At 56.3% G+C, this 19419-nt stretch carries 18 protein-coding genes and 2 tRNA genes; 17 read left to right on the top strand and 3 right to left on the bottom strand.

Annotation, left to right across the window (positions count from 1 at the left end; all coding sequences use genetic code 11):
* Positions 1-34: 34 nt before the first annotated feature.
* Positions 35-805 (bottom strand): type I methionyl aminopeptidase, encoded by a 771-nt coding sequence (map, locus tag FXO11_RS12975; RefSeq protein ID WP_148863362.1) that lies wholly within the window; start codon positions 803-805, stop codon positions 35-37.
* 507 nt (positions 806-1312) lie between these two features.
* Here map and rpsB point away from each other — a divergent pair.
* The 15 genes from rpsB (at position 1313) to rnhB (ending at position 16569) form a co-directional block, all read left to right on the top strand.
* Positions 1313-2050: a 30S ribosomal protein S2 gene (rpsB, locus tag FXO11_RS12970; RefSeq protein ID WP_148863361.1), complete on the top strand. Its 738-nt coding sequence runs from the start codon at positions 1313-1315 to the stop codon at positions 2048-2050.
* Between the two features lie 224 nt (positions 2051-2274).
* Positions 2275-3144, top strand: coding sequence for a translation elongation factor Ts (gene tsf, locus FXO11_RS12965; protein ID WP_148863360.1), 870 nt, complete (start codon positions 2275-2277; stop codon positions 3142-3144).
* Positions 3145-3395: 251 nt separating this feature from the next.
* Complete coding sequence (gene pyrH, locus FXO11_RS12960; RefSeq protein WP_148863359.1) at positions 3396-4124, top strand: UMP kinase; 729 nt, start codon at positions 3396-3398, stop codon at positions 4122-4124.
* 174 nt (positions 4125-4298) lie between these two features.
* On the top strand, positions 4299-4856 hold the full coding sequence (gene frr / locus FXO11_RS12955; protein ID WP_148863358.1) for a ribosome recycling factor: 558 nt from the start codon (positions 4299-4301) through the stop codon (positions 4854-4856).
* Between the two features lie 102 nt (positions 4857-4958).
* Complete coding sequence (gene uppS / locus FXO11_RS12950; protein WP_148863357.1) at positions 4959-5783, top strand: polyprenyl diphosphate synthase; 825 nt, start codon at positions 4959-4961, stop codon at positions 5781-5783.
* 24 nt (positions 5784-5807) lie between these two features.
* Positions 5808-6650, top strand: a complete 843-nt coding sequence (locus FXO11_RS12945; protein ID WP_148863356.1) for a phosphatidate cytidylyltransferase — start codon at positions 5808-5810, stop codon at positions 6648-6650.
* A 3-nt stretch (positions 6651-6653) separates the two neighbouring features.
* Complete coding sequence (gene ispC, locus FXO11_RS12940; protein WP_227545900.1) at positions 6654-7877, top strand: 1-deoxy-D-xylulose-5-phosphate reductoisomerase; 1224 nt, start codon at positions 6654-6656, stop codon at positions 7875-7877.
* A 91-nt stretch (positions 7878-7968) separates the two neighbouring features.
* Positions 7969-9318: an RIP metalloprotease RseP gene (rseP, locus tag FXO11_RS12935; protein ID WP_148863355.1), complete on the top strand. Its 1350-nt coding sequence runs from the start codon at positions 7969-7971 to the stop codon at positions 9316-9318.
* A 44-nt stretch (positions 9319-9362) separates the two neighbouring features.
* A complete protein-coding gene (gene bamA / locus FXO11_RS12930) occupies positions 9363-11681 on the top strand; it encodes an outer membrane protein assembly factor BamA (RefSeq protein WP_148863354.1) in 2319 nt (772 codons plus the stop codon).
* 116 nt (positions 11682-11797) lie between these two features.
* Positions 11798-12292 carry an OmpH family outer membrane protein gene (locus FXO11_RS12925; RefSeq protein WP_227545899.1) on the top strand — a complete coding sequence of 165 codons (495 nt, stop codon included), beginning with the start codon at positions 11798-11800 and terminating at the stop codon, positions 12290-12292.
* 83 nt (positions 12293-12375) lie between these two features.
* On the top strand, positions 12376-13407 hold the full coding sequence (gene lpxD / locus FXO11_RS12920; protein ID WP_148863353.1) for a UDP-3-O-(3-hydroxymyristoyl)glucosamine N-acyltransferase: 1032 nt from the start codon (positions 12376-12378) through the stop codon (positions 13405-13407).
* Positions 13408-13418: 11 nt separating this feature from the next.
* A complete protein-coding gene (gene fabZ, locus FXO11_RS12915) occupies positions 13419-13856 on the top strand; it encodes a 3-hydroxyacyl-ACP dehydratase FabZ (RefSeq protein WP_148863352.1) in 438 nt (145 codons plus the stop codon).
* Complete coding sequence (gene lpxA, locus FXO11_RS12910; protein WP_148863351.1) at positions 13856-14647, top strand: acyl-ACP--UDP-N-acetylglucosamine O-acyltransferase; 792 nt, start codon at positions 13856-13858, stop codon at positions 14645-14647. The genes fabZ and lpxA overlap by 1 nt, the downstream gene beginning before the upstream one ends.
* A gap of 76 nt (positions 14648-14723) precedes the next feature.
* The gene (gene lpxB / locus FXO11_RS12905) at positions 14724-15911 is read left to right on the top strand and encodes a lipid-A-disaccharide synthase (protein ID WP_148864911.1); all 1188 of its coding nucleotides are present in this window, start codon (positions 14724-14726) and stop codon (positions 15909-15911) included.
* Complete coding sequence (rnhB, locus tag FXO11_RS12900) at positions 15904-16569, top strand: ribonuclease HII (RefSeq protein ID WP_148863350.1); 666 nt, start codon at positions 15904-15906, stop codon at positions 16567-16569. The genes lpxB and rnhB overlap by 8 nt, the downstream gene beginning before the upstream one ends.
* Positions 16570-16630: 61 nt before the next feature.
* On the opposite strand, the gene FXO11_RS12895 is transcribed toward rnhB, so the two are convergent.
* Positions 16631-17722 carry a GGDEF domain-containing protein gene (locus tag FXO11_RS12895; protein ID WP_148863349.1) on the bottom strand — a complete coding sequence of 364 codons (1092 nt, stop codon included), beginning with the start codon at positions 17720-17722 and terminating at the stop codon, positions 16631-16633.
* A 528-nt stretch (positions 17723-18250) separates the two neighbouring features.
* Between FXO11_RS12895 and FXO11_RS12890 the strand changes: the two genes are divergently transcribed.
* Both FXO11_RS12890 and FXO11_RS12885 read left to right on the top strand, forming a co-directional pair.
* Positions 18251-18327: transfer RNA gene (locus FXO11_RS12890), tRNA-Met, on the top strand.
* A gap of 347 nt (positions 18328-18674) precedes the next feature.
* Positions 18675-18751, top strand: a tRNA-Met gene (locus FXO11_RS12885).
* A gap of 69 nt (positions 18752-18820) precedes the next feature.
* Here FXO11_RS12885 and FXO11_RS12880 read toward each other — a convergent pair.
* Positions 18821-19306, bottom strand: a complete 486-nt coding sequence (locus tag FXO11_RS12880) for a GNAT family N-acetyltransferase (RefSeq protein ID WP_148863348.1) — start codon at positions 19304-19306, stop codon at positions 18821-18823.
* Between the last annotated feature and the right edge of the window lie 113 nt (positions 19307-19419).

Here is a 19419-nt window from a genome sequence, read left to right as displayed (position 1 = left end):
AGGGCACTCCGGTGATCTAAAACCTGTGATCGCCCTAGAAGTGCTCTTCGGACCTTTTCGTCAGAACGTCGTAGCCATCGCTTGTGACAAGAATCGTATGTTCCCACTGCGCCGATAGCTTGTGATCCTTGGTGACTACGGTCCAGCCATCAGGTAGCAGCTTGCAGTGGTATTTACCCTGGTTGATCATCGGCTCGATGGTAAAGGTCATGCCTTCCTGCAGTTCCAGCCCGGTACCCGGCTTACCGTAATGCATGACCTGCGGTTCTTCGTGGAAAACCCGGCCGATGCCGTGGCCGCAATAATCGCGTACGACCGAGAACCGATTCTTTTCGGCGTGATTCTGAATGACGTGCCCAATGTCGCCCAGGTGCGCTCCGGGTTTAACGAGCTCCATGCCTTTATAGAGGCATTCCTGCGTAATTTTGACCAGGCGATCAGCGGCGATCTTGGGCTCGCCGACAAAGTACATCTTGCTGGTATCGCCGTGATATTCGTCCTTTATGACCGTTACATCGATATTGACGATGTCGCCGGTCTTCAGCACTTTCTTCTCGGTGGGAATGCCGTGGCAGACCACATGGTTGACCGAGGTGCAGATCGACTTGGGAAAACCCTTGTAGTTCAGGGGCGCCGGAATCGCTTTTTGCACGTTGACGATATGATCGTGGCAGATGCGGTCCAACTCTTCTGTAGTAACGCCGGGTTTGACGTGTTCGCCAATTATTTCGAGAACTTCCGCTGCCAGCCGGCCGGCGACACGCATCTTTTCGATTTCTTCCGGGGTCTTAATGGATACCTGCATCAGTGGGGCTTTCCCTTCATTCGAATCAAACGCCTATTTTAGGGAGCTGATTCCCAGGGTACAAGGAAGGGCTAGCGCAATCATCTTTATTCAGAGCGTATTCAGCGCGTCTATCGAGCATAAAGCCTGTTAAATCGAGCGATCGTAGGCCCCGGCAGCGACTGACATGGCGATGCCGGAGCGGGTTAGCTTGCTAAGAGCAGCGGTCTTAATTAAAGACGGCATAAACCACGGTTGCCTTGCCGCGAATAGCCATTGGAACCTTTTCGTGTAAGTCCCTGTTTTACGGAAACTACGTAACAAATGAGTGGCGTCTGAAGGGCTGGTTATGGTATAAACGCGCCCGCTGGAGCTGTTGTCCCGTGATGAGGGGCTCCGGCAAAAACACACATGTGTCGACACGTTGACCCAGGGTGCCGCGCTAGAGTTGAACTTCTGTTGAACTCTGCGGGGTTGGGCAATTGGACACATGGAGGACTAACCCAAAGTTAAAGATAGGTAGATATCATGGCTCAGGTAAGCATGCGTGACCTGCTCAAGGCAGGCGCCCACTTCGGTCACCAGACTCGCTACTGGAACCCGAAAATGTCGAAGTTCATCTTCGGCGCCCGTAACAAGATTCATATCATTAACCTGGAGCAGACCGTTCCGGCCATGGATGACGCATTGAAGTTCATCCGTCAGCTGGCCGAGAGCAAGAACAAGGTTCTGTTCGTAGGTACCAAGCGTGCCGCGGCGAAGATTATTAAAGAAGAAGCCCTGCGCGCAGGTCAGCCCTACGTCAATCATCGCTGGTTGGGCGGTATGCTGACCAACTACAAGACCATTCGCCAGTCCATCCGTCGCTACCGTGATCTGGAAAGCCAGAGCCAGGACGGTACCTTCGATAAGTTGACCAAGAAAGAAGCTCTCGAGCGTACCCGCGAGATGGATAAGCTGGAGCGTGGCATCGGCGGTATCAAGGATATGGGCGGCCTGCCCGACGCACTGTTCGTAATCGACGTCGACCACGAACGCATTGCGATCAAGGAAGCCAACAAACTGGGTATTCCGGTCGTCGGTGTTGTCGATACCAACAGTGACCCGGACGGTGTCGATTACGTGATCCCGGGTAACGATGACGCGATTCGCGCCATCCAGATCTACGTTAAAGCGGTTGCCGATACCTGCATCGAAGCCTCCCAGTCCGGCACTGGCGCGGATGAGTTCGTTGAAGTCAGCGAAGACGCGCCCGCGGCTGAATAAGTCCGGCGACGGGCTGATAGCGATTCAGCGTTGAAGAAGGGGGAGCTGAATCCCCCTTTTTTATAGCGTTTGTCTTCACGATGCTCGCCCGATTCGAGTGAATTGGGTGACCGTCATACGGTTAAGGCTCTCGCCCGGCTGGATAAAACGTCCGGCAGGATTTGAGCAAAGGTGGCGCAGTTTACGCGCGCCATTTTCCAGAGATTGAAACGAGAGGAATGAACATGGCTGCTATTACCGCTGCAATGGTCAAAGAGCTGCGCGAGCGCACTGGCCTGGGCATGATGGAGTGCAAGAAGGCGCTCGTTGAAGCTGAGGGCAGTGTTGATAACGCGATTGACGAGCTGCGCAAATCTTCCGGCCTCAAAGCTGCCAAGAAGGCAGGCCGTACGGCCGCTGAAGGCGTCTCCATACTGAGTGTGGCTGATGACAACAAGAGTGCCACGCTGCTGGAAGTTAACTCTGAAACTGATTTTGTCGCCCGTGACGACAACTTCATGAACTTCGCCAACGATGTGCTGGCACAAGCCGTCAAAACTGGCGAAGGCGATGTGGCCAAACTAATGGAAGGCGACCTGGAAGAAAAGCGCCAGGCCCTGGTCCAAAAGATTGGTGAAAACATTACCGTTCGCCGCGTGGTCAAGATTGAAGGTGACGTGGTTGGTGGCTATGTCCACAGCAACAATAAAATTGCTTCCATCGTCGCTTTGACCGGCGGTAATTCCGAAATCGCCCGCGATATCGCCATGCACATCGCTGCCGTCAATCCGCGTGTGGGCAAGCCGGAAGAAATGCCGCAGGACGAAGTCGAGAGGGAAAAGGACATCATCCGCGCTCAGCCGGATATGGAAGGTAAGCCGTCTGAAATCGTCGAAAAGATGATGACCGGCCGTATCCAGAAGTTTCTGAAGGAAAACAGCCTGGTCGAGCAGCCGTTCGTCAAGAACCCGGACCAGACCGTTGGCGCTCTGCTGAAGTCTGCCGGCGCTGATTTGATTGGCTTCATCCGTCTCGAAGTCGGTGAAGGCATCGAGAAAGAAGAAGTCGATTTTGCTGCCGAAGTCGCTGCTGCCGCAGGTACCGGCAAGGCCTGATAAAGGCTTTTTAAGCCCCGCGCTACACGACGATGTGTGGCGCGGGTTGCATGCGAGATAGCCTGGCCTCGAGCCCTCTCGGTACCGGGTTATCTCGCATGCAGCCCTGATCCAGGTAACGCCATGCCGTGGGCAGAACGTACCTGATCTCTCATGTTCTGTCGTCGCCCAAATAAGCCTCGGAGCGTTCAGAATATGATGCATCCGCTTTGTCACCGTCCGCCTGGACGCCAGTAAGGGGATCCCTCGCCATGCCAAAACACTCGCAGTCCCAGCCTAAATATAAACGTGTGCTCCTGAAACTCAGCGGTGAAGCGCTGATGGGTGAGCAAGAATTCGGGATCGATCCGAAAGTGCTCGATCGCATGGCGCTGGAAATCGGCGCGCTCATCGGTATCGGTGTTCAGGTAGGGCTGGTCATTGGCGGCGGCAATCTGTTTCGTGGCGCCGCATTGAGCGCCGCGGGGATGGATCGGGTTACCGGCGATCACATGGGTATGCTGGCCACGATGATGAATGGCCTGGCCATGCGTGATGCGCTAGAACGTTCCAATATCCGCACCCGCGTTATGTCCGCTATCCCCATGAGCGGCATCGTCGAACATTACGATCGTCGCCGCGCGCTCCGTGACCTCAAGGACGGAGATGTCGTAATATTTTGCGCCGGAACCGGTAATCCTTTCTTTACCACTGATTCCGCCGCTTGTTTGCGTGGTATCGAAATCGATGCGGACGTTGTTCTGAAGGCTACGAAAGTAGACGGCGTTTACTCGGCCGACCCGGTGAAGGATCCAACAGCCGAGAAATACGAAGTTCTGACTTACGATGAGGTTTTGGACAAGAAGCTGGGCGTGATGGATTTGACCGCTATTTGTCTGTGCCGGGATCAGAGCATGCCGGTTCGGGTGTTCAACATGAACAAATCTGGCGCGCTCACCCGTATCGTCGTTGGCGAAGCCGAAGGTACATTGATCGAATAAGGTACATTGACCGAATAAGGTACACTGATCGAATAAGATCCCTGCTTGAACCAGGGATGGGTATGGGTTTGTGTGGACGAGACGATTAGAATTCGCTCGATTGAAAATCCGCGAATGCCCAGCCCAGCATCCTATCGAATTTTCCGGGCAACGGACTGAATTGAGGAATTAAACGTGATCGACGAAATTAAGTCAGATGCCGAAACGCGCATGAAGAAAAGCCTCGACGCATTGCATTCGGCCTTCAACAAGATTCGCACAGGCCGTGCTCATCCGGCCATTCTGGACAGCGTGATGGTCAACTACTATGGCCAGCAAACACCGCTAAAACAGATCGCCGCTGTTAACGTTGAAGATTCGCGCACTCTGGCGGTTGCTCCCTGGGAAAAAGGCCTGATTCCGGTTATCGAAAAGGCCATTATGATGTCGGATCTTGGCCTGAATCCAGCCAGCACCGGCGATGTCATTCGCGTCCCTATGCCGATGCTCACCGAAGACAGTCGTCGTGAGATGGTCAAGCAGGCCAAGGCGGATGCCGAGCATGGCCGCGTTTCCATCCGCAATGCCCGTCGCGATGCCAACAACGATTTGAAGGAACTGCTCAAGGAAAAGGACATTACCGAAGACGAAGAGCGCAAGGGGCAGGACGCTATCCAAAAGCTGACGGACCTCTATATCGCAGACGTCGAGAAGATGCTGAAATCGAAGGAAGACGACCTCATGGAGGTCTGATCTCTAAGCGCGGGTAGTTTACGCAGTGAATTTATCGGGGGCTGTCAGGGTGAGGGCGTTCACCTCTTTACCTGGCGCCCCCGTGACGTATCAGAGGATGGCATGACGGACAGTCTAACTGCCGAAATTCCGGTGACAGCGGGCTCCAGGCCTCGGCATGTCGCAATTATTATGGATGGCAACAACCGGTGGGCGAAACAGCGCCGGTTGGCCGGTGTGGCGGGCCACAAGGCCGGCGTTAAGGCGGTGCGGTCATCGGTTGAAACCTGCGCCCGGTACGGGGTGGAAGTGCTGACCCTTTTTGCCTTTAGCAGCGAGAACTGGCGACGGCCGAAAGACGAGGTCTCGGCGCTGATGCGGCTGTTTCTGATTGCCCTCGAGCGGGAGGTCAAAAAGCTCCACCGCAATAATATTCGCTTGCGTATCATCGGCGACCGAACGGCGTTCAACGACAACCTTCGCGAGCACATGGCCCGCGCGGAAGCGCTTACAGAAGGTAATGACGGCATGACCCTGGTCATTGCCGCCAATTATGGCGGGCAATGGGATATTGCCCAGGCAACGCGGTCGTTGGCGGAAGAGGTTAAGAAGGGTTTGCTTCAGCCGGTGGATATCACCGAAGATCATGTTCAGCAGCGAATGTGCATTGGCGACCTGCCCATGCCGGATCTAATGATTCGTACGGCCGGGGAGCAGCGCATCAGCAATTTCTTGTTGTGGCATCTGGCTTACACTGAGTTCTATTTTTCCGAAGTCTACTGGCCGGATTTCAATGAGCGGGAAATGCTGGCGGCGCTGAACGCTTACGCGGGCCGCAAGCGACGGTTTGGTCAGACTGACGATCAGCTCGAGAAAGGCCAGATCGAGAAAGGTCAGATCGAGAATAACCAGACCGAGAAAGTAGCCGCGACTGGCTCAAGAACCTAATAAATAACAAGAGCGGGCCCTGTTGTGCTCAAGACACGCGTCATCACAGCCTTGATTCTTGCGCCTATCGCCATTGGGTGCATTTTCTTCTTGCCGCCGATGGGCTTTGCCATCTTCACCGGTTTCATTATCGCCATGGGCGCCTGGGAGTGGGCCAACATGGCGGGCCTCACAAACCGCACGGCGCGCATCGTCTATGCGTTGCTCACCGCGCTAGTGCTTTTCCTGTTGCTGCATACAACGGCGGTAACGGTGCTTGTGCTATCGGTGGTGTGGTGGGTCGTGGGGCTCTTGCTCGTGCGTGCGTACCCCGAGGGCAGTGCGCTCTGGCGTCCGGTGGCCGTCAGGGCGTTGATGGGCGCGCTGGTTTTGGTGCCGGCTTGGGTCGGGCTTAACCACTTGCGTTCCAGTCACTTCCAGCTCGCCAATGTGGATAACAACCTGCTGCTGTTACTGTATGTTTTCTGCGTGGTCTGGATAGCGGACATTGGCGCTTACTTTGCCGGCCGGGCGTTCGGCAAGTCGAAACTCGCGCCCCGCGTGAGTCCGGGAAAATCCTGGGCTGGCGTGTGGGGAGGACTCGCAGCGGTTACCGGGCTATCGTTGCTGGTGAGTCTGTTAATCGGCTGTAATGGCCAGGAGACGCTACTCCTGTTGCTCCTGAGCTTGGTCACCGGTGCGGTGTCCGTGGTTGGCGATCTATTGGAGAGCATGTTAAAGCGCTTCCGGGGCATCAAGGACAGCAGTCAGTTGCTGCCAGGCCATGGGGGTATCATGGATCGCATTGATAGTCTGACCGCCGCTATTCCCGTCTTTGCCCTGGGTATGACGTGGCTGGGCTGGCTTCACGTCAGTCCAATCGCTTAGATTATGTCATCACAGCCAATCGAGGCAGCCATGCGTCAGGTGACGGTTCTGGGAGCAACGGGGTCGATAGGACTGAGCACATTGGATGTGATCAGCCGGCATCCTGACCGCTTCCGGGTGTTTGCATTGACAGCCTGTCGCCAGGTTAACGGCATGCTCGATTTGTGCCGGCTGCATCGGCCAGACTATGCCGTTATGGCGGATGAACAAAGCGCCGCGGAATTGGCAAGCCGTATGCCTGCCGAGTGGGGCGTCGAAGTTCTAGGTGGTCCCGAAGGCCTTGTTAGCGTCGCTGCTGCCGACGGGTGCGATACCGTGATGGCCTCCATTGTCGGTGCCGCCGGTCTGGAGTCTACGCTGGCGGCAGTTCGAGCCGGTAAGCGCGTGTTGTTGGCCAACAAAGAAGCGCTGGTGATGTCCGGCAAGCTGTTCATGGATGCCGTGGCTGAAAGTGGTGCGGAACTGCTGCCTATCGACAGTGAGCACAATGCCATTTTCCAGTGTCTTCCGCCGCACCAGACACGCAACTTTCCGGGCGCTGGCGTGCGCCGTATTCTGCTGACTGCGTCAGGCGGGCCTTTTCGGCAGACCGCTGCGGAAGCCCTGATCGATGTCTCGCCGGAGCAGGCCTGCGCCCATCCGAATTGGAGCATGGGCCAGAAAATATCGGTGGATTCGGCGACGCTGATGAACAAGGGCCTGGAGCTCATCGAAGCCTGCTGGCTCTTCAATACTCAGCCGGCGCAGATCGAAGTCCACGTCCACCCGGAAAGTATTATCCATTCGATGGTCGAGTACGTGGACGGCTCTGTACTGGCCCAGCTGGGCAGTCCGGACATGCGCACGCCCATCGCTAACGGCTTGGCTTGGCCGGAGCGGATTGATTCAGGTGTCGCTCCGCTCGATCTATTTGCGCTGGGCCGCTTCCATTTCGAGCGTCCGGATGCGGAGCGCTTCCCTTGCCTGCGTTTGGCTGCGGAAGCTTTTGAGCAGGGTGGGACGAGTCCGGCGGTGCTCAATGCCGCCAACGAGGAGGCTGTCGCTGCCTTCCTGCGCCGGGAACTGCGTTTCACGGATATTCCCGCTATTATTGACTCGGTCCTGGCCGCTTTGCCAGCTGTCAGCGCGGACAATTTTAGCGTCATTTTTGATAAGGATCGGGAGTCTCGATCACTGGCACTGGAACAGATTCGTCGTCGCGCGGTCTCAGTGTCTGGTCTCGGCTAGTATCGTATCTGTCGTCGGACAAGCTGCCCTCAGGCTATGGGCCAGCTTTGAGCCACGGAGGATCGATTAACCCGTCTGCTTCTGGAGCAACATGCAGTTCATTCAAACGGTTCTCTCCCTTATTGTCACACTCGGCATCCTCGTTACCATCCATGAGTTTGGACACTTTTGGGTGGCCAGGCGTTGTGGCGTCCGCGTGTTGCGGTTCTCGGTGGGTTTCGGCAAGCCCATGTTTTCCTGGTACGACAAGCGAGGCACCGAATTTGCCGTAGCCGCTATTCCGCTCGGCGGTTACGTCAAGATGCTCGACGAGCGCGAGGGCCCGGTCCCAGAGGACCAGCTGCACGAGGCGTTCACCCAGAAGACGCCGGGGAAGCGAATTGCCATCGCCGCAGCCGGTCCAGCCGCCAATTTCCTGTTTGCTATTTTCGCCTACTGGCTACTTAGCGTGGTAGGTTTTACTTCCGTGGCTCCGGTCGTGGGCGACGTAAAGCCAGGCAGCGTTGCCGAGCGCGTGGGCCTGGAACCAGGCATGGAAATCGTCGGCATCGATGGCGAGCAGGTCGCGGACTGGCGGGACGTGGGCGCTTTGCTGCTTGAGCGGGCCGGCGAATACGGTCCCATCGAGATGACTGTGCGCGACGGTGGTTCGCTCGGCTCCCGTTCAGGGGAGCTGGAGGGCTGGCGTCTGGATCAGCACGAGCCCAACCCGATCGATCTGTTCGGCATTACGCCCTACCGGCCGGATGTTCCGGCGGTGCTGGGTGAGATTGTGCCTGGGGACCGTGCTCAGGCATCGGGGCTTCAGTCCGGAGATAGAGTGCAAGCGGTCGATGGTGAGCCGATCAAGGACTGGTTCGCGTTGGTCGAAAAGATCCGTAACTCGCCCGAGGAGTCGCTGGAGCTGACAGTGGCTCGCCAGGGCGAGGATAAGACCGTCACGGTAACCCCCGCGCGTTTCGAGACTGAAGACGGTGAGGTAATCGGTCGTGTCGGCGCCGGAGTGTCGCCTATCCAATGGCCGGAGGAGATGCTGCGTGAGAATCGCTATGGCCCGCTGGCCGCGCTCCCCCATGCCGTTGGCGAGACTTGGGACGATACCCGCCTGACCCTCGTCGCCATCAAGAAGATGCTGACCGGTCTGCTTTCTTTGAATAATCTTAGCGGCCCTATTACCATTGCCCGCGTTGCTGAAGCCAGCGTGAGTTCGGGATTCGAGGATTTTATCCAGTTCCTGGCTTACCTCAGCGTCAGTCTCGGCGTGTTGAACCTGTTACCGGTTCCGGTCCTTGATGGCGGTCATATCCTCTTCTATAGCGTAGAGGCGATTCGCCGCAGGCCACTCTCCGAGCAGACCCAGGCTGTAGGGTTACGAATCGGTATGGCAATGATCCTGACATTGATGGTCTTTGCCCTTTACAACGACCTGATGCGGTTGTGAGAATTGCGACCTTCCGTACGCGCATGAACAGGCGAATTATCTGAATGAGACGTTCTCTTCTGAGTGTGGCTGTAGGCCTCATGACCGCAGTTGGGGCCTTGCCGACGGCTCTGGCTGACGAATTTGTGGTTTCCGATATCGAGGTTGAAGGCTTGCAGCGCGTTTCTGCGGGCACGGTATTCGGTTCCTTTCCTGTCAGCATCGGTGAGGAGATCGATGAAGTCTCGTTGGCCGACGCCATCAAAAACCTGTTTCAAACAGGGCTGTTCACGGATCTAAGCGCAAGTCGGGACGATAATGTTCTGGTGCTTTCGGTCAAAGAAAGGCCGGCAATCAGCTCTATTGATATCGAGGGCAACCAGGCCATCGAGACCGAGATGCTGCGGGGGGCGCTGGATAGCGCGGGTCTGCAGGAAGGTCAGGTATTCAAGCGCGCGACCCTGGAGCGGCTGGAACTCGAAATTCTGCGCTCCTACGTCGCTCAGGGTCGCTATAACGCCCGGGTCACGGCTACTGCGGAAGAGTTGCCGCGAAACCGTGTGGCGATCAAGCTGGATATTAACGAAGGCGATGTAGCCTCTATCCGGCATATCAACGTTATCGGCAACGAAGCCTTCTCCGACGAGGAACTCCTCGGGCTGTTCGAGCTTGAAACATCGAACTGGTGGACGTCCATCACCAGTGCCGACAAGTATGCCAGAGAGCGCCTCAGCGGCGATCTAGAAAGCTTGCGTTCCTGGTACTTGGATCGCGGCTACATCGATTTCAATGTGGAGTCCAGCCAGGTCTCCATATCTCCGGACAAGAAAGACGTCTTCATCACCATCGCGATTAACGAAGGCCCCCAGTACACCCTCTCCGACATCGATCTCAGGGGTGAGCTGATTCTTGAGGAAAGTGAGCTGCGCGAGCTTATCAAGATGGAGTCGGGCGATATATTCTCGCGTCAGGAACTGACGGATACGTCCGAACGCCTGTCTCGCCGTTTGGGCCGGGAAGGGTACACGTTTGCCAACGTGAACGCCGTTCCCGAGACGGGCGAGAACAATACGGCTTCGGTTACCTTTTTCGTAGAGCCGGGCAACCGTGCCTACGTACGCCGCGTCAATTTCAACGGCAACGTGTCGACCCGTGATGAAGTGTTGCGCCAGGAAATGGTGCAGATGGAGGGCGCCGTAGCCTCTACAGACCTTATAGAGTACTCCAAGACAAAACTCGAGCGGCTCGGCTTTTTTAAAACCGTGGACGTGGAAACCGTCCGGGTGCCGGGGCGGGACGATCAGATTGACGTGAACTATTCGGTTGAGGAGCAAGCGACCGGCAGCCTGTCCGCGTCCGTGGGCTTCTCCCAGGTCTCCGGGATTATCCTTGGCGCCAGCGTCTCCGAGAATAATTTCTTCGGCACTGGCAAGCGGGTATCTATCGGCGCCAACTTCAGCGACTCGATCAAGAGCGCCAATTTCTCCTACCAGGACCCTTACTACACGGTTGACGGCGTCAGCCGGGGATTCAGTCTGTTCGCCCGGGAGACGGATTTCGAAGAGCAGGATATTTCCTCATTCCTGCTCGACGAATACGGCGGCCGTATGACGTTTGGCTATCCCATCGACAGCGTGACGCGGCTGAACTTTGGGGTGGGCTACACCCACACCAACGTTAAGACTAACGATTTCCCGGCCGTTGAAGTCGAAGATTTTATCGACGATCAGGGCGATAGCTTCAATAGTTACTTCCTCACGGGTTCCTGGAGTAAAAACACGCTTAACCGCGGCGTGTTGCCTACGGATGGCTTCAGCCACTCCATTTCAGTGGATATCGCCGTCCCGGGCAGTGACATCACGTATTACAAGCTAAACCATCGCACCAATTTCTATCAGCCCATCAATAACGCTGAAACATGGGTATTCCGCACGCGTACGGACATCGGCTATGGCGATGGCTACGGTGATTCCACTGTGATGCCATTCTACGAACATTTCTTCGCTGGTGGTTATGGTTCGGTGCGAGGGTTTGAAGCGAACTCGCTGGGTCCGCTGGCCACGAATAATCCCCAAGATCTTTCTGATCCGGACCCGTTTGGCGGTAACCTGCTTACCGAGGCCAGTGTCGAGCTAATTTTCCCGACGCCATTTGCGGGTGACTCCAGGTCGATGCGCACGGCGTTCTTCCTGGACGCGGGTCAGGTGTTCGACTCGGACCGTGGCTACGACCCGGAGCTGGGCGAAATTCGGTTGTCGGCAGGCGTGGGGTTCCAGTGGATCACGGCCATCGGCCCGCTGGCCTTTAGTTTGGGCAAGGCCCTCAACGCCGAGTCGGGTGACGACACTCAGGTCTTCCAGTTCTCCCTCGGACAGAGCTTCTGACGTTAGGGTGCTCGACATTGCGTAACCTGTCCGCTGGTGTAACAGGCCGTTGATACAACAGGCGGTTGATACAACAGGGCGAAAGGCCAAGATAAAATAAAATAGGAGATCTCAGTATGATGAAGAAGTTGATGGTAGCGACGATGGCCATGGTTCTGGCGCTGCCGGCCCTGGCCGAGACCAACATCGGTGTAGTGGACCTCCGCCGGGCGTTATTCTCCTCCGAGGGCGCTCAAGCGTTCAGCGACAAGCTGCAGTCCGAATTTGCCGACGATGAAGCCAAGGTGAGAGACGCGCAGGAAAAGGCGCGTAAGCTTAAGGAGCGTATCGAAAAAGACGGTGCAATGATGAATGAAACGGAGCGCACGGAACTGACGAGTCAGTTCAAGGAAAGCGTTCAGGAATTCAACTACCTCAAAAACCGTCTCGACTCCACGGTTAGCGGCCGCAAGCAGCAGTTCCTGGAGCAGGCACGGCCAAAAGTGGATGCCGCGGTGAAGTCGTTGCTGGAGGAGCATGATCTGGATCTTGTCCTGCCCAGCGAAGCCGTGGTTTACGCCAAGCCGGATATGGACCTGACTGAACAACTGATCGAGAAGCTGAACAACTAAGCGGACTGTAGCCGGCCTGTCCCTTAACGTGCCTTGGCGGCTCATGGGGACAGGCTCGTAGGTGCGGACTGGCGGAGAAAGCGATGACGAACAATGTCCATTCGCTGGGTGAGATCGCCCAGGCGCTTGGTGCCAAAGTTGTGGGCGATGCGAATGTACAGATCAACGGCATCGCGACACTGCAGTCTGCCGGAGAAGGGCAGATTTCTTTTCTGGCCAATCCGGCATACGGCCGTTACCTGAAAGACACCCGGGCAGCGGCCGTTATCCTCTCTCCCGAGATGGCGGAGCAGTGTCCGACCAATGTCCTGTTACTGGATAATCCCTACCTCGGTTATGCTCGGCTCAGCCATTGGTTTGATCCACAACCCAAGCCTGAGGCGGGCATCCATCCTTCGGCGGTGGTCGATCCCTCAGCAACTGTCGCGGATTCGGCATCGATCGGCCCTCAGGCTGTCATCGAGGCCGGAGCGGCGATTGCCGAGCGGGCGGTCATCGGCGCGGGCTGCTTCGTGGGTGCACGGTCGGCGGTTGGTGAAGATTCGCGACTCGATGCCCGGGTAACGCTCTATCACGACGTCATCGTCGGAAAACGCTGTCTTATCCTAAGTGGCGCCGTGGTCGGTTCCGCCGGCTTTGGCTTTGCCAACGACAAAGGCGTTTGGCACAGGATTGCCCAGGTGGGTGGGGTCGTCGTCGGTGACGATGTCGAGATTGGTGCCAACACCACAATCGACCGCGGTGCGCTGGACAACACGCGAATCGATAATGGTGTCAAGCTGGATAACCTGGTTCAGATCGCGCATAACGTCACTATCGGTGAGCACACTGCCTTGGCTGCCCTGGTGGGGGTTGCCGGTAGCACCCGTATTGGACGTCATTGCGTTGTCGGTGGAGCATCGGGCATTGCCGGTCACCTCGAGATTGGCGACCAAGTGCATCTCACCGGCATGACTATGGTGACTCGAAGCCTCAAGGAGCCCGGCGTTTACTCGTCAGGTGTGGGCGTAGACACAAACCGTCGGTGGCAAAAAAATGTCGTGCGATTCCGTCAGCTCAATGAGATGGCGCGGAAGTTGCGCGAGCTTGAGAAGAAACTGCTTAAACGAGCCTGAGGCCGTACCTGATGATGCATATTGAAGAAATTATGGAATTCCTGCCCCATCGTTATCCATTCTTGCTGGTGGATCGCGTCACGGAAGTCGAAAAAGGGCAGTCAATAGTGGGTTACAAGAACATCTCGATCAACGAGCCGTTCTTTAATGGCCATTTTCCGGGTAAACCTATTATGCCCGGTGTTCTGATTATTGAGGCTATGGCCCAGCTCTCCGGAATCCTCGGGTTTGTGACCGTCGGCCGGAAACCGTCAGATGGCGTGATACACTACCTCGCTGGCTCCAGTAAGGTGCGCTTCAAGCGTCCCGTGGTGCCTGGGGATCAACTCCGGCTTGAGTCGCGCTTCGTGACGGATAAGCACGGTATCTGGAAATTTGACTGCCGCGCTCTGGTGGGTGATGAGGTCGCCTGCGTGGCGGAAATCATGACCGCTGAGAGAGAAGTTTGATGGCGACACAGGTTTGGACGGGCGTCCATCCTCAGGCGATTGTCGATCCCTCCGCGAAACTGGGCAAAAACGTCACTGTTGGGCCTTGGAGCTTTGTCGGCCCGGGCGTGGAGATTGGGGATGGGACTGAAGTCCTGTCCCATGTCGTTATAAAGGGCCCGACCGTTGTCGGTCGCAATAACCGCATTTTTCAGTTCTGCAGTATCGGCGAGGAATGCCAGGACAAGAAGTACGCGGGTGAGCCAACGACGCTGGTGATCGGCGATAACAACGTTATCCGCGAAAACTGTACGATTCACCGGGGAACCGTACAGGATCGCCAGGAAACCCGCATTGGTAGTGACAACCTGTTGATGGCCTATGTTCATGTGGCGCACGACTGTGTCGTGGGCGACCACACTATACTGGCCAACTGCGCGACGCTTGCCGGCCACGTGACGGTGGGTGACTGGGCGATCCTGGGTGGCGGTACCATGGTGCATCAATTCTGTCATATCGGCGCTCATAGCATGAGCGCCGGTGGCAGCATCGTGTTGAAAGATATTCCGGCTTACGTGATGGCCAGTGGCCAATCGGCCTCGGCCCACGGCCTCAACGCCGAAGGGCTCAAGCGCCGTGGCTTTTCACGCGAAGTGATTGCTGAGTTGCGGCGTGCCTATAAGGTTATTTACCGTCAGGGGTTAACGCTGGCGCAGGCCATCGAGGCGCTCGAGAGTGATTTCGGCGATATCAAAGAAGTCCAGCATATGATCGAAACCCTGCGCAAGGCGCACCGGGGCATTGTACGGTAATGGTTCGTTAGTGTCTGGATCTCTGCCAGCATCCGTTGCCTCGTCCGAAGAGCTGGAGGTAGCGTCTTCGTCTCCCTTGATCGTTAGCGAACGTCCGGTCACGGTTGGTATCGTTGCCGGTGAAGCATCGGGGGATATTCTCGGCGCGGGCCTGATTCGCGCCTTACGCCAACGTTATCCCAACGCCCGGTTTGCGGGCATCGGGGGCGAGGAAATGCAGGCCGCCGGTTTCCATTCGCTGGTGCCCATGGAGAGGCTATCCATCATGGGATTGGTGGAAGTGCTCAAGCACTTGGGCGAGCTGGTCTCCATCCGGCGTCGCGTGCGCGACTATTTCCTGACCACGCCGCCGGATATCGTCATCGGTATCGATTCCCCGGATTTCACCATCGGCCTGGAGCTACAGCTCCGCAAGGCAGGTATATGCACGGCGCATTACGTGAGTCCGTCGGTCTGGGCGTGGCGTCGTAAGCGTATTTTCAAGATCGCCCGCGCGGTCGATCTGATGCTGACCCTGTTTCCTTTCGAGGCGAAGTTCTACGAGGAGCACAACGTACCGGTGACTTTTGTCGGCCACCCGCTAGCGGACGCGGTGCCGCTGTCTCCGGATACCGCAGCGGCACGCAAAGCGTTGGATCTCCCGGAATCTGGTGCTGTCCTGGCTATTCTTCCGGGGAGCCGCGCCGGTGAGGTGGAGCGCCTAGGGGCGCTGTTCTTGTCAGCGGCACATTGGCTGCAGTCACGTAGGCCAGATCTGCAATTGGTGATCCCCTGTATTAATCGGGCGAGGCAGCAACAGGTTCAGGCCATTATTGACGCTCAGGCAGTCAAGCTGCCCGTCAGGTTGGTCCTTGGCCGGTCCCGGGAAGTGATGGCGGCAGCTGACGTCATCCTACTCGCCTCGGGCACGGCTACCCTTGAGGCCATGCTGCTGAAGAAGCCTATGGTCGTGGGATACCGTCTGAACACCGTTACTTACTTTCTGGCTTCCCATCTTGTTAAAGTGCCGTTTTTCGCGCTGCCCAATCTGCTTGCACAGCGAGAGCTCGTCCCGGAGAAGTTGCAGGATGAAGCGACGCCTGAATCATTGGGGCAGGCTGTGTTGGATCACCTGGAATCGGATGGCCAGGCGAGTGCATTGAAGCAGGCTTTCACCGAACTTCATGAGCAGCTTCGCCGCAACGCCAATGAGCGGGCTGCTGATGCCCTTGTTGCTTTAATTGAAGGTCGAACAGCTGAATTGAAGGGTAATCGGGATGAGTAATGAGTTGATTGGCGCGTCTTTTGTTTGCGCCTATCAAGGTGTACTGCTGGCGGGTGTCGATGAGGTGGGGCGAGGTCCGCTGGCCGGCCCCGTTGTCACCGCTGCCGTTATTCTCGATCCTGACCGCCCGATTACCGGGCTGATGGATTCGAAGGTCCTGACCGGGGTTCGTCGAGAGGAACTAGCCCTGCTCATAAAGGAACAGGCAATCGCTTGGAGTCTGGGGCGTTGCGAAGTGCACGAAATCGATCAGATCAATATCTACCAAGCAACGCTGGTTGCCATGGAGCGTGCTGTAGCCGCGTTGATGCCGTTTCCGGAGTATGTTCTCGTAGACGGTAACTGCTGTCCAAAGTGGCGTTGGGCTAGTGAGCCGGTTATTAAAGGCGATAGCCGGGTAGAGGCGATCAGTGCGGCTTCGATTCTGGCCAAAGTGGCAAGGGATGCCGAGTTGGTCGAGCTCGACGCCCGCTATCCGGGATACGGTTTGGGCGTTCACAAAGGGTATGCAACGCCCATGCATCTCGAGGCTCTAGGCCGACTGGGAGCTTCTCCCGTCCATCGGCGTTCGTTCCGTCCGGTTCGTGAAGCTCTAGATGCCAAGGGGATGATCGAGACAGATGAAGCTGTCGTTCCGGTTGACCTCTTCGATACTTGAGCGTCAAGGCGGTCCGTTAATACAAGTTCGTTATTTGTTAGGGCTCATAGTCACGCTGGCATTAAGGGGCGCTAGTGACATCTCTGGCGTCCTCTGTGGCGGTCTGACTCTTGCGCCTCTCGCTGCTTCTCTTCATTTCGTAAAGCCGCTTATCTGCAATCCTGAGCAACTCTTCTGCGGTTGAGTTGGATTCCGGTCGTATGCAGGCTACGCCGTAGCTGAAAGAGATCGAAATCTCCGAGCCATTCCGAGTCAAGGGGTTTTGTGCCAGCTCATGCAGCATGCGCTTACCGATTTGGTCCGCGCTCGCTTCATTCTGGCCCGGGAGCAGTGCGATAAATTCGTCACCAGCAAATCGGAATATGCTGTCATCCCGGCGCAGCAGAGCCTGGAAATGGTTGGCCACATGAATCAGGCAGGCATCGCCGGCTTCGTGTCCCCAGGTGTCGTTGACGTGCTTGAAATCGTCAAGGTCCAGAAAGAGTAAGGCCATGGCTTGGCCGTAACGCTGCGAACGCCCCAGCTCCTGCTCCAAAGTTGATTCCATATCCCGGCGATTACGTAAGCCGGTCAATGGGTCGCGAGTCGCAAGCTGGCGCAGTTGTTCCCGAGCCCAGATGCTGGTTAGTCCTGCCGAGGTCTTCACGGCCAATTGATGTAGAAAGAAGGCTTCCATACCCGGTTGATAACGCTGGCCATCGGACGCGCCGAGAATCAGAGCGCCGATCAGTCGTCCTTCCATCTGCAGAGGCAATATCGCGAGAGACCCGATGTACTCGCGGAGGTGAGAGGGAATCAGCCTGGCTAGCGCTTTAGGTCTGTTTCTCAACAGCGGATAACTACCGTTGTCGGTCAGGCGCAGAAAATCGACGGTACTGATCAGCTGTCTTTCCGACAGCGCGCCTTGGCTATCGAGTAGGTGCAGCAAACGACGATTTTCTTCGATATCGGTAAAGACAAACCAGACATCGTCCAGCTCAAAGCGGCCCCTGACATTTTCGGTGAGTCCGTCGATAAAGCTGGAGAGGTCGGTGGCCCGAAGCATCTCCAGTTCAATATCGAAGAGTTTGGCAGCGATAGCCTCATTGCGGCGCGCCTGCTGAATTAAAGCTTCCAGCCCCTGGGTGCTTTTCTTGTGATCAGACGATGCCATCGAATTCCCAAGCGAATCTACTGCTTCAATACCATTTGGCGTGCGCAACACACCAAATTCGCTACAACCAAGTCTACTTCAATAACCTTTAAATCGTTAATCCGCAAGTGCTGTCGACGAACGACGACGATTCCGAGCTGACCGCCTATTGGTGGCGTGTGTAAAAATACATATCCGATAATCGATTGACAGGTCCAATATGAGTCCGTATTATTCGCGCCACTGAGATCGAGGCAACACATAGAGACGCCTCAGTCTTACCGATTTTGATGCGGGGTGGAGCAGTCTGGTAGCTTGTCGGGCTCCCCATTCCAAGATAGCCGAAGGGAGTCTGCCGACCTTCGGGTAATGAGCCCGACCCCGGTGGGGCTTGAGATTAAAAGGCAAAACACAGTTTGATGCGGGGTGGAGCAGTCTGGTAGCTCGTCGGGCTCCCCATCCCAAGATAGCCGAAGGGAGTTTGCCGACCTTCGGGTAATGAGCCCGACCCCGGTGGGGCTTGAGAATAAAAGGCGGAACACAGTTTGATGCGGGGTGGAGCAGTCTGGTAGCTCGTCGGGCTCATAACCCGAAGGTCGTTGGTTCGAATCCAGCCCCCGCTACCATATTTGAAGACCGAAGGGAGTTTGCCGACCTTCGGGTAATGAGCCCGACCCCGGTGGGGCTTGAGATTAAAAGGCAAAACACAGTTTGATGCGGGGTGGAGCAGTCTGGTAGCTCGTCGGGCTCCCCATCCCAAGATAGCCGAAGGGAGTTTGCCGACCTTCGGGTAATGAGCCCGACCCCGGTGGGGCTTGAGAATAAAAGGCAAAACACAGTTTGATGCGGGGTGGAGCAGTCTGGTAGCTCGTCGGGCTCCCCATCCCAAGATAGCCGAAGGGAGTTTGCCGACCTTCGGGTAATGAGCCCGACCCCGGTGGGGCTTGAGAATAAAAGGCAAAACACAGTTTGATGCGGGGTGGAGCAGTCTGGTAGCTCGTCGGGCTCATAACCCGAAGGTCGTTGGTTCGAATCCAGCCCCCGCTACCAATTAAGAAGGCCAGTCTTTGACTGGCCTTCTTTCGTTTCGGTTACCCTCCTTTTTCTTCTCGCTTTCTATCAAAGCTCCAGTGACATCGGGAATCGCTCGATCTTCACGTTTTCGCGTTCAACCCATTCCGGCGCACTGCCAATAAAGCCTGCTTTTTCAAATAATCCTCGTGACGTACGGCTGGCGTTGACTGTTAGGCGCATGACGCCTTCTCGCTTGGCCGTTAGTGCAAGTTCTTCTACAAGCGCCTTGCCGATGCCGCGTCGGGCGAAATCCGGGTGGATGTACAGCATGTTGATGTGCGTCTTCGGTTGACGTTGGGCAAAACCGGCAATTCGGCCGCTGTACTGGGCGATCAGCGTCTGGCCTCGGTTGAGTGTGAGGCCGATGCCATGAGTGTTTTTGCCCCATTGGCACCATGCAGCTAGCGCTTCCGGTTCGTAATCGGCTCGAGCAAGGTTTTCGATAGAGGTCTGGTACAGGGTGCCAATCGCGGAGCAGTCGAATTCTGGGCGAAAGCGCCGGACATCAAAGTGTATCTTGGTTGTATGCATAGGGGAGCCTAGTTAACTAATGTCAAATAATTGGCTAAAAAAATAACATCTGGAAGACGTAAAACACATTATCAGCGTGCCTCGACGGGTAAACTGCCATCAACACGTCAATA

Origin of the sequence: Marinobacter fonticola (assembly GCF_008122265.1) — a bacterium.
GTDB classification, from domain to species: Bacteria; Pseudomonadota; Gammaproteobacteria; order Pseudomonadales; family Oleiphilaceae; genus Marinobacter_A; species Marinobacter_A fonticola.
The sequence above is the reverse complement of the archived record's forward strand: the minus strand, read 5'-3'. Positions and strand labels throughout refer to the sequence as shown.

What these genes read in the sequence shown, in the direction of transcription:
- map (WP_148863362.1), bottom strand. Translation starts at nt 805, where the DNA reads ATGCAGGTATCCATTAAGACCCCGGAAGAAATCGAAAAGATGCGTGTC.
- rpsB (WP_148863361.1), top strand. Translation starts at nt 1,313, where the DNA reads ATGGCTCAGGTAAGCATGCGTGACCTGCTCAAGGCAGGCGCCCACTTC.
- tsf (WP_148863360.1), top strand. Translation starts at nt 2,275, where the DNA reads ATGGCTGCTATTACCGCTGCAATGGTCAAAGAGCTGCGCGAGCGCACT.
- pyrH (WP_148863359.1), top strand. Translation starts at nt 3,396, where the DNA reads ATGCCAAAACACTCGCAGTCCCAGCCTAAATATAAACGTGTGCTCCTG.
- uppS (WP_148863357.1), top strand. Translation starts at nt 4,959, where the DNA reads ATGACGGACAGTCTAACTGCCGAAATTCCGGTGACAGCGGGCTCCAGG.
- ispC (WP_227545900.1), top strand. Translation starts at nt 6,654, where the DNA reads ATGTCATCACAGCCAATCGAGGCAGCCATGCGTCAGGTGACGGTTCTG.
- rseP (WP_148863355.1), top strand. Translation starts at nt 7,969, where the DNA reads ATGCAGTTCATTCAAACGGTTCTCTCCCTTATTGTCACACTCGGCATC.
- bamA (WP_148863354.1), top strand. Translation starts at nt 9,363, where the DNA reads ATGAGACGTTCTCTTCTGAGTGTGGCTGTAGGCCTCATGACCGCAGTT.
- FXO11_RS12925 (WP_227545899.1), top strand. Translation starts at nt 11,798, where the DNA reads ATGATGAAGAAGTTGATGGTAGCGACGATGGCCATGGTTCTGGCGCTG.
- lpxD (WP_148863353.1), top strand. Translation starts at nt 12,376, where the DNA reads ATGACGAACAATGTCCATTCGCTGGGTGAGATCGCCCAGGCGCTTGGT.
- fabZ (WP_148863352.1), top strand. Translation starts at nt 13,419, where the DNA reads ATGATGCATATTGAAGAAATTATGGAATTCCTGCCCCATCGTTATCCA.
- lpxA (WP_148863351.1), top strand. Translation starts at nt 13,856, where the DNA reads ATGGCGACACAGGTTTGGACGGGCGTCCATCCTCAGGCGATTGTCGAT.
- rnhB (WP_148863350.1), top strand. Translation starts at nt 15,904, where the DNA reads ATGAGTAATGAGTTGATTGGCGCGTCTTTTGTTTGCGCCTATCAAGGT.
- FXO11_RS12895 (WP_148863349.1), bottom strand. Translation starts at nt 17,722, where the DNA reads ATGGCATCGTCTGATCACAAGAAAAGCACCCAGGGGCTGGAAGCTTTA.
- FXO11_RS12880 (WP_148863348.1), bottom strand. Translation starts at nt 19,306, where the DNA reads ATGCATACAACCAAGATACACTTTGATGTCCGGCGCTTTCGCCCAGAA.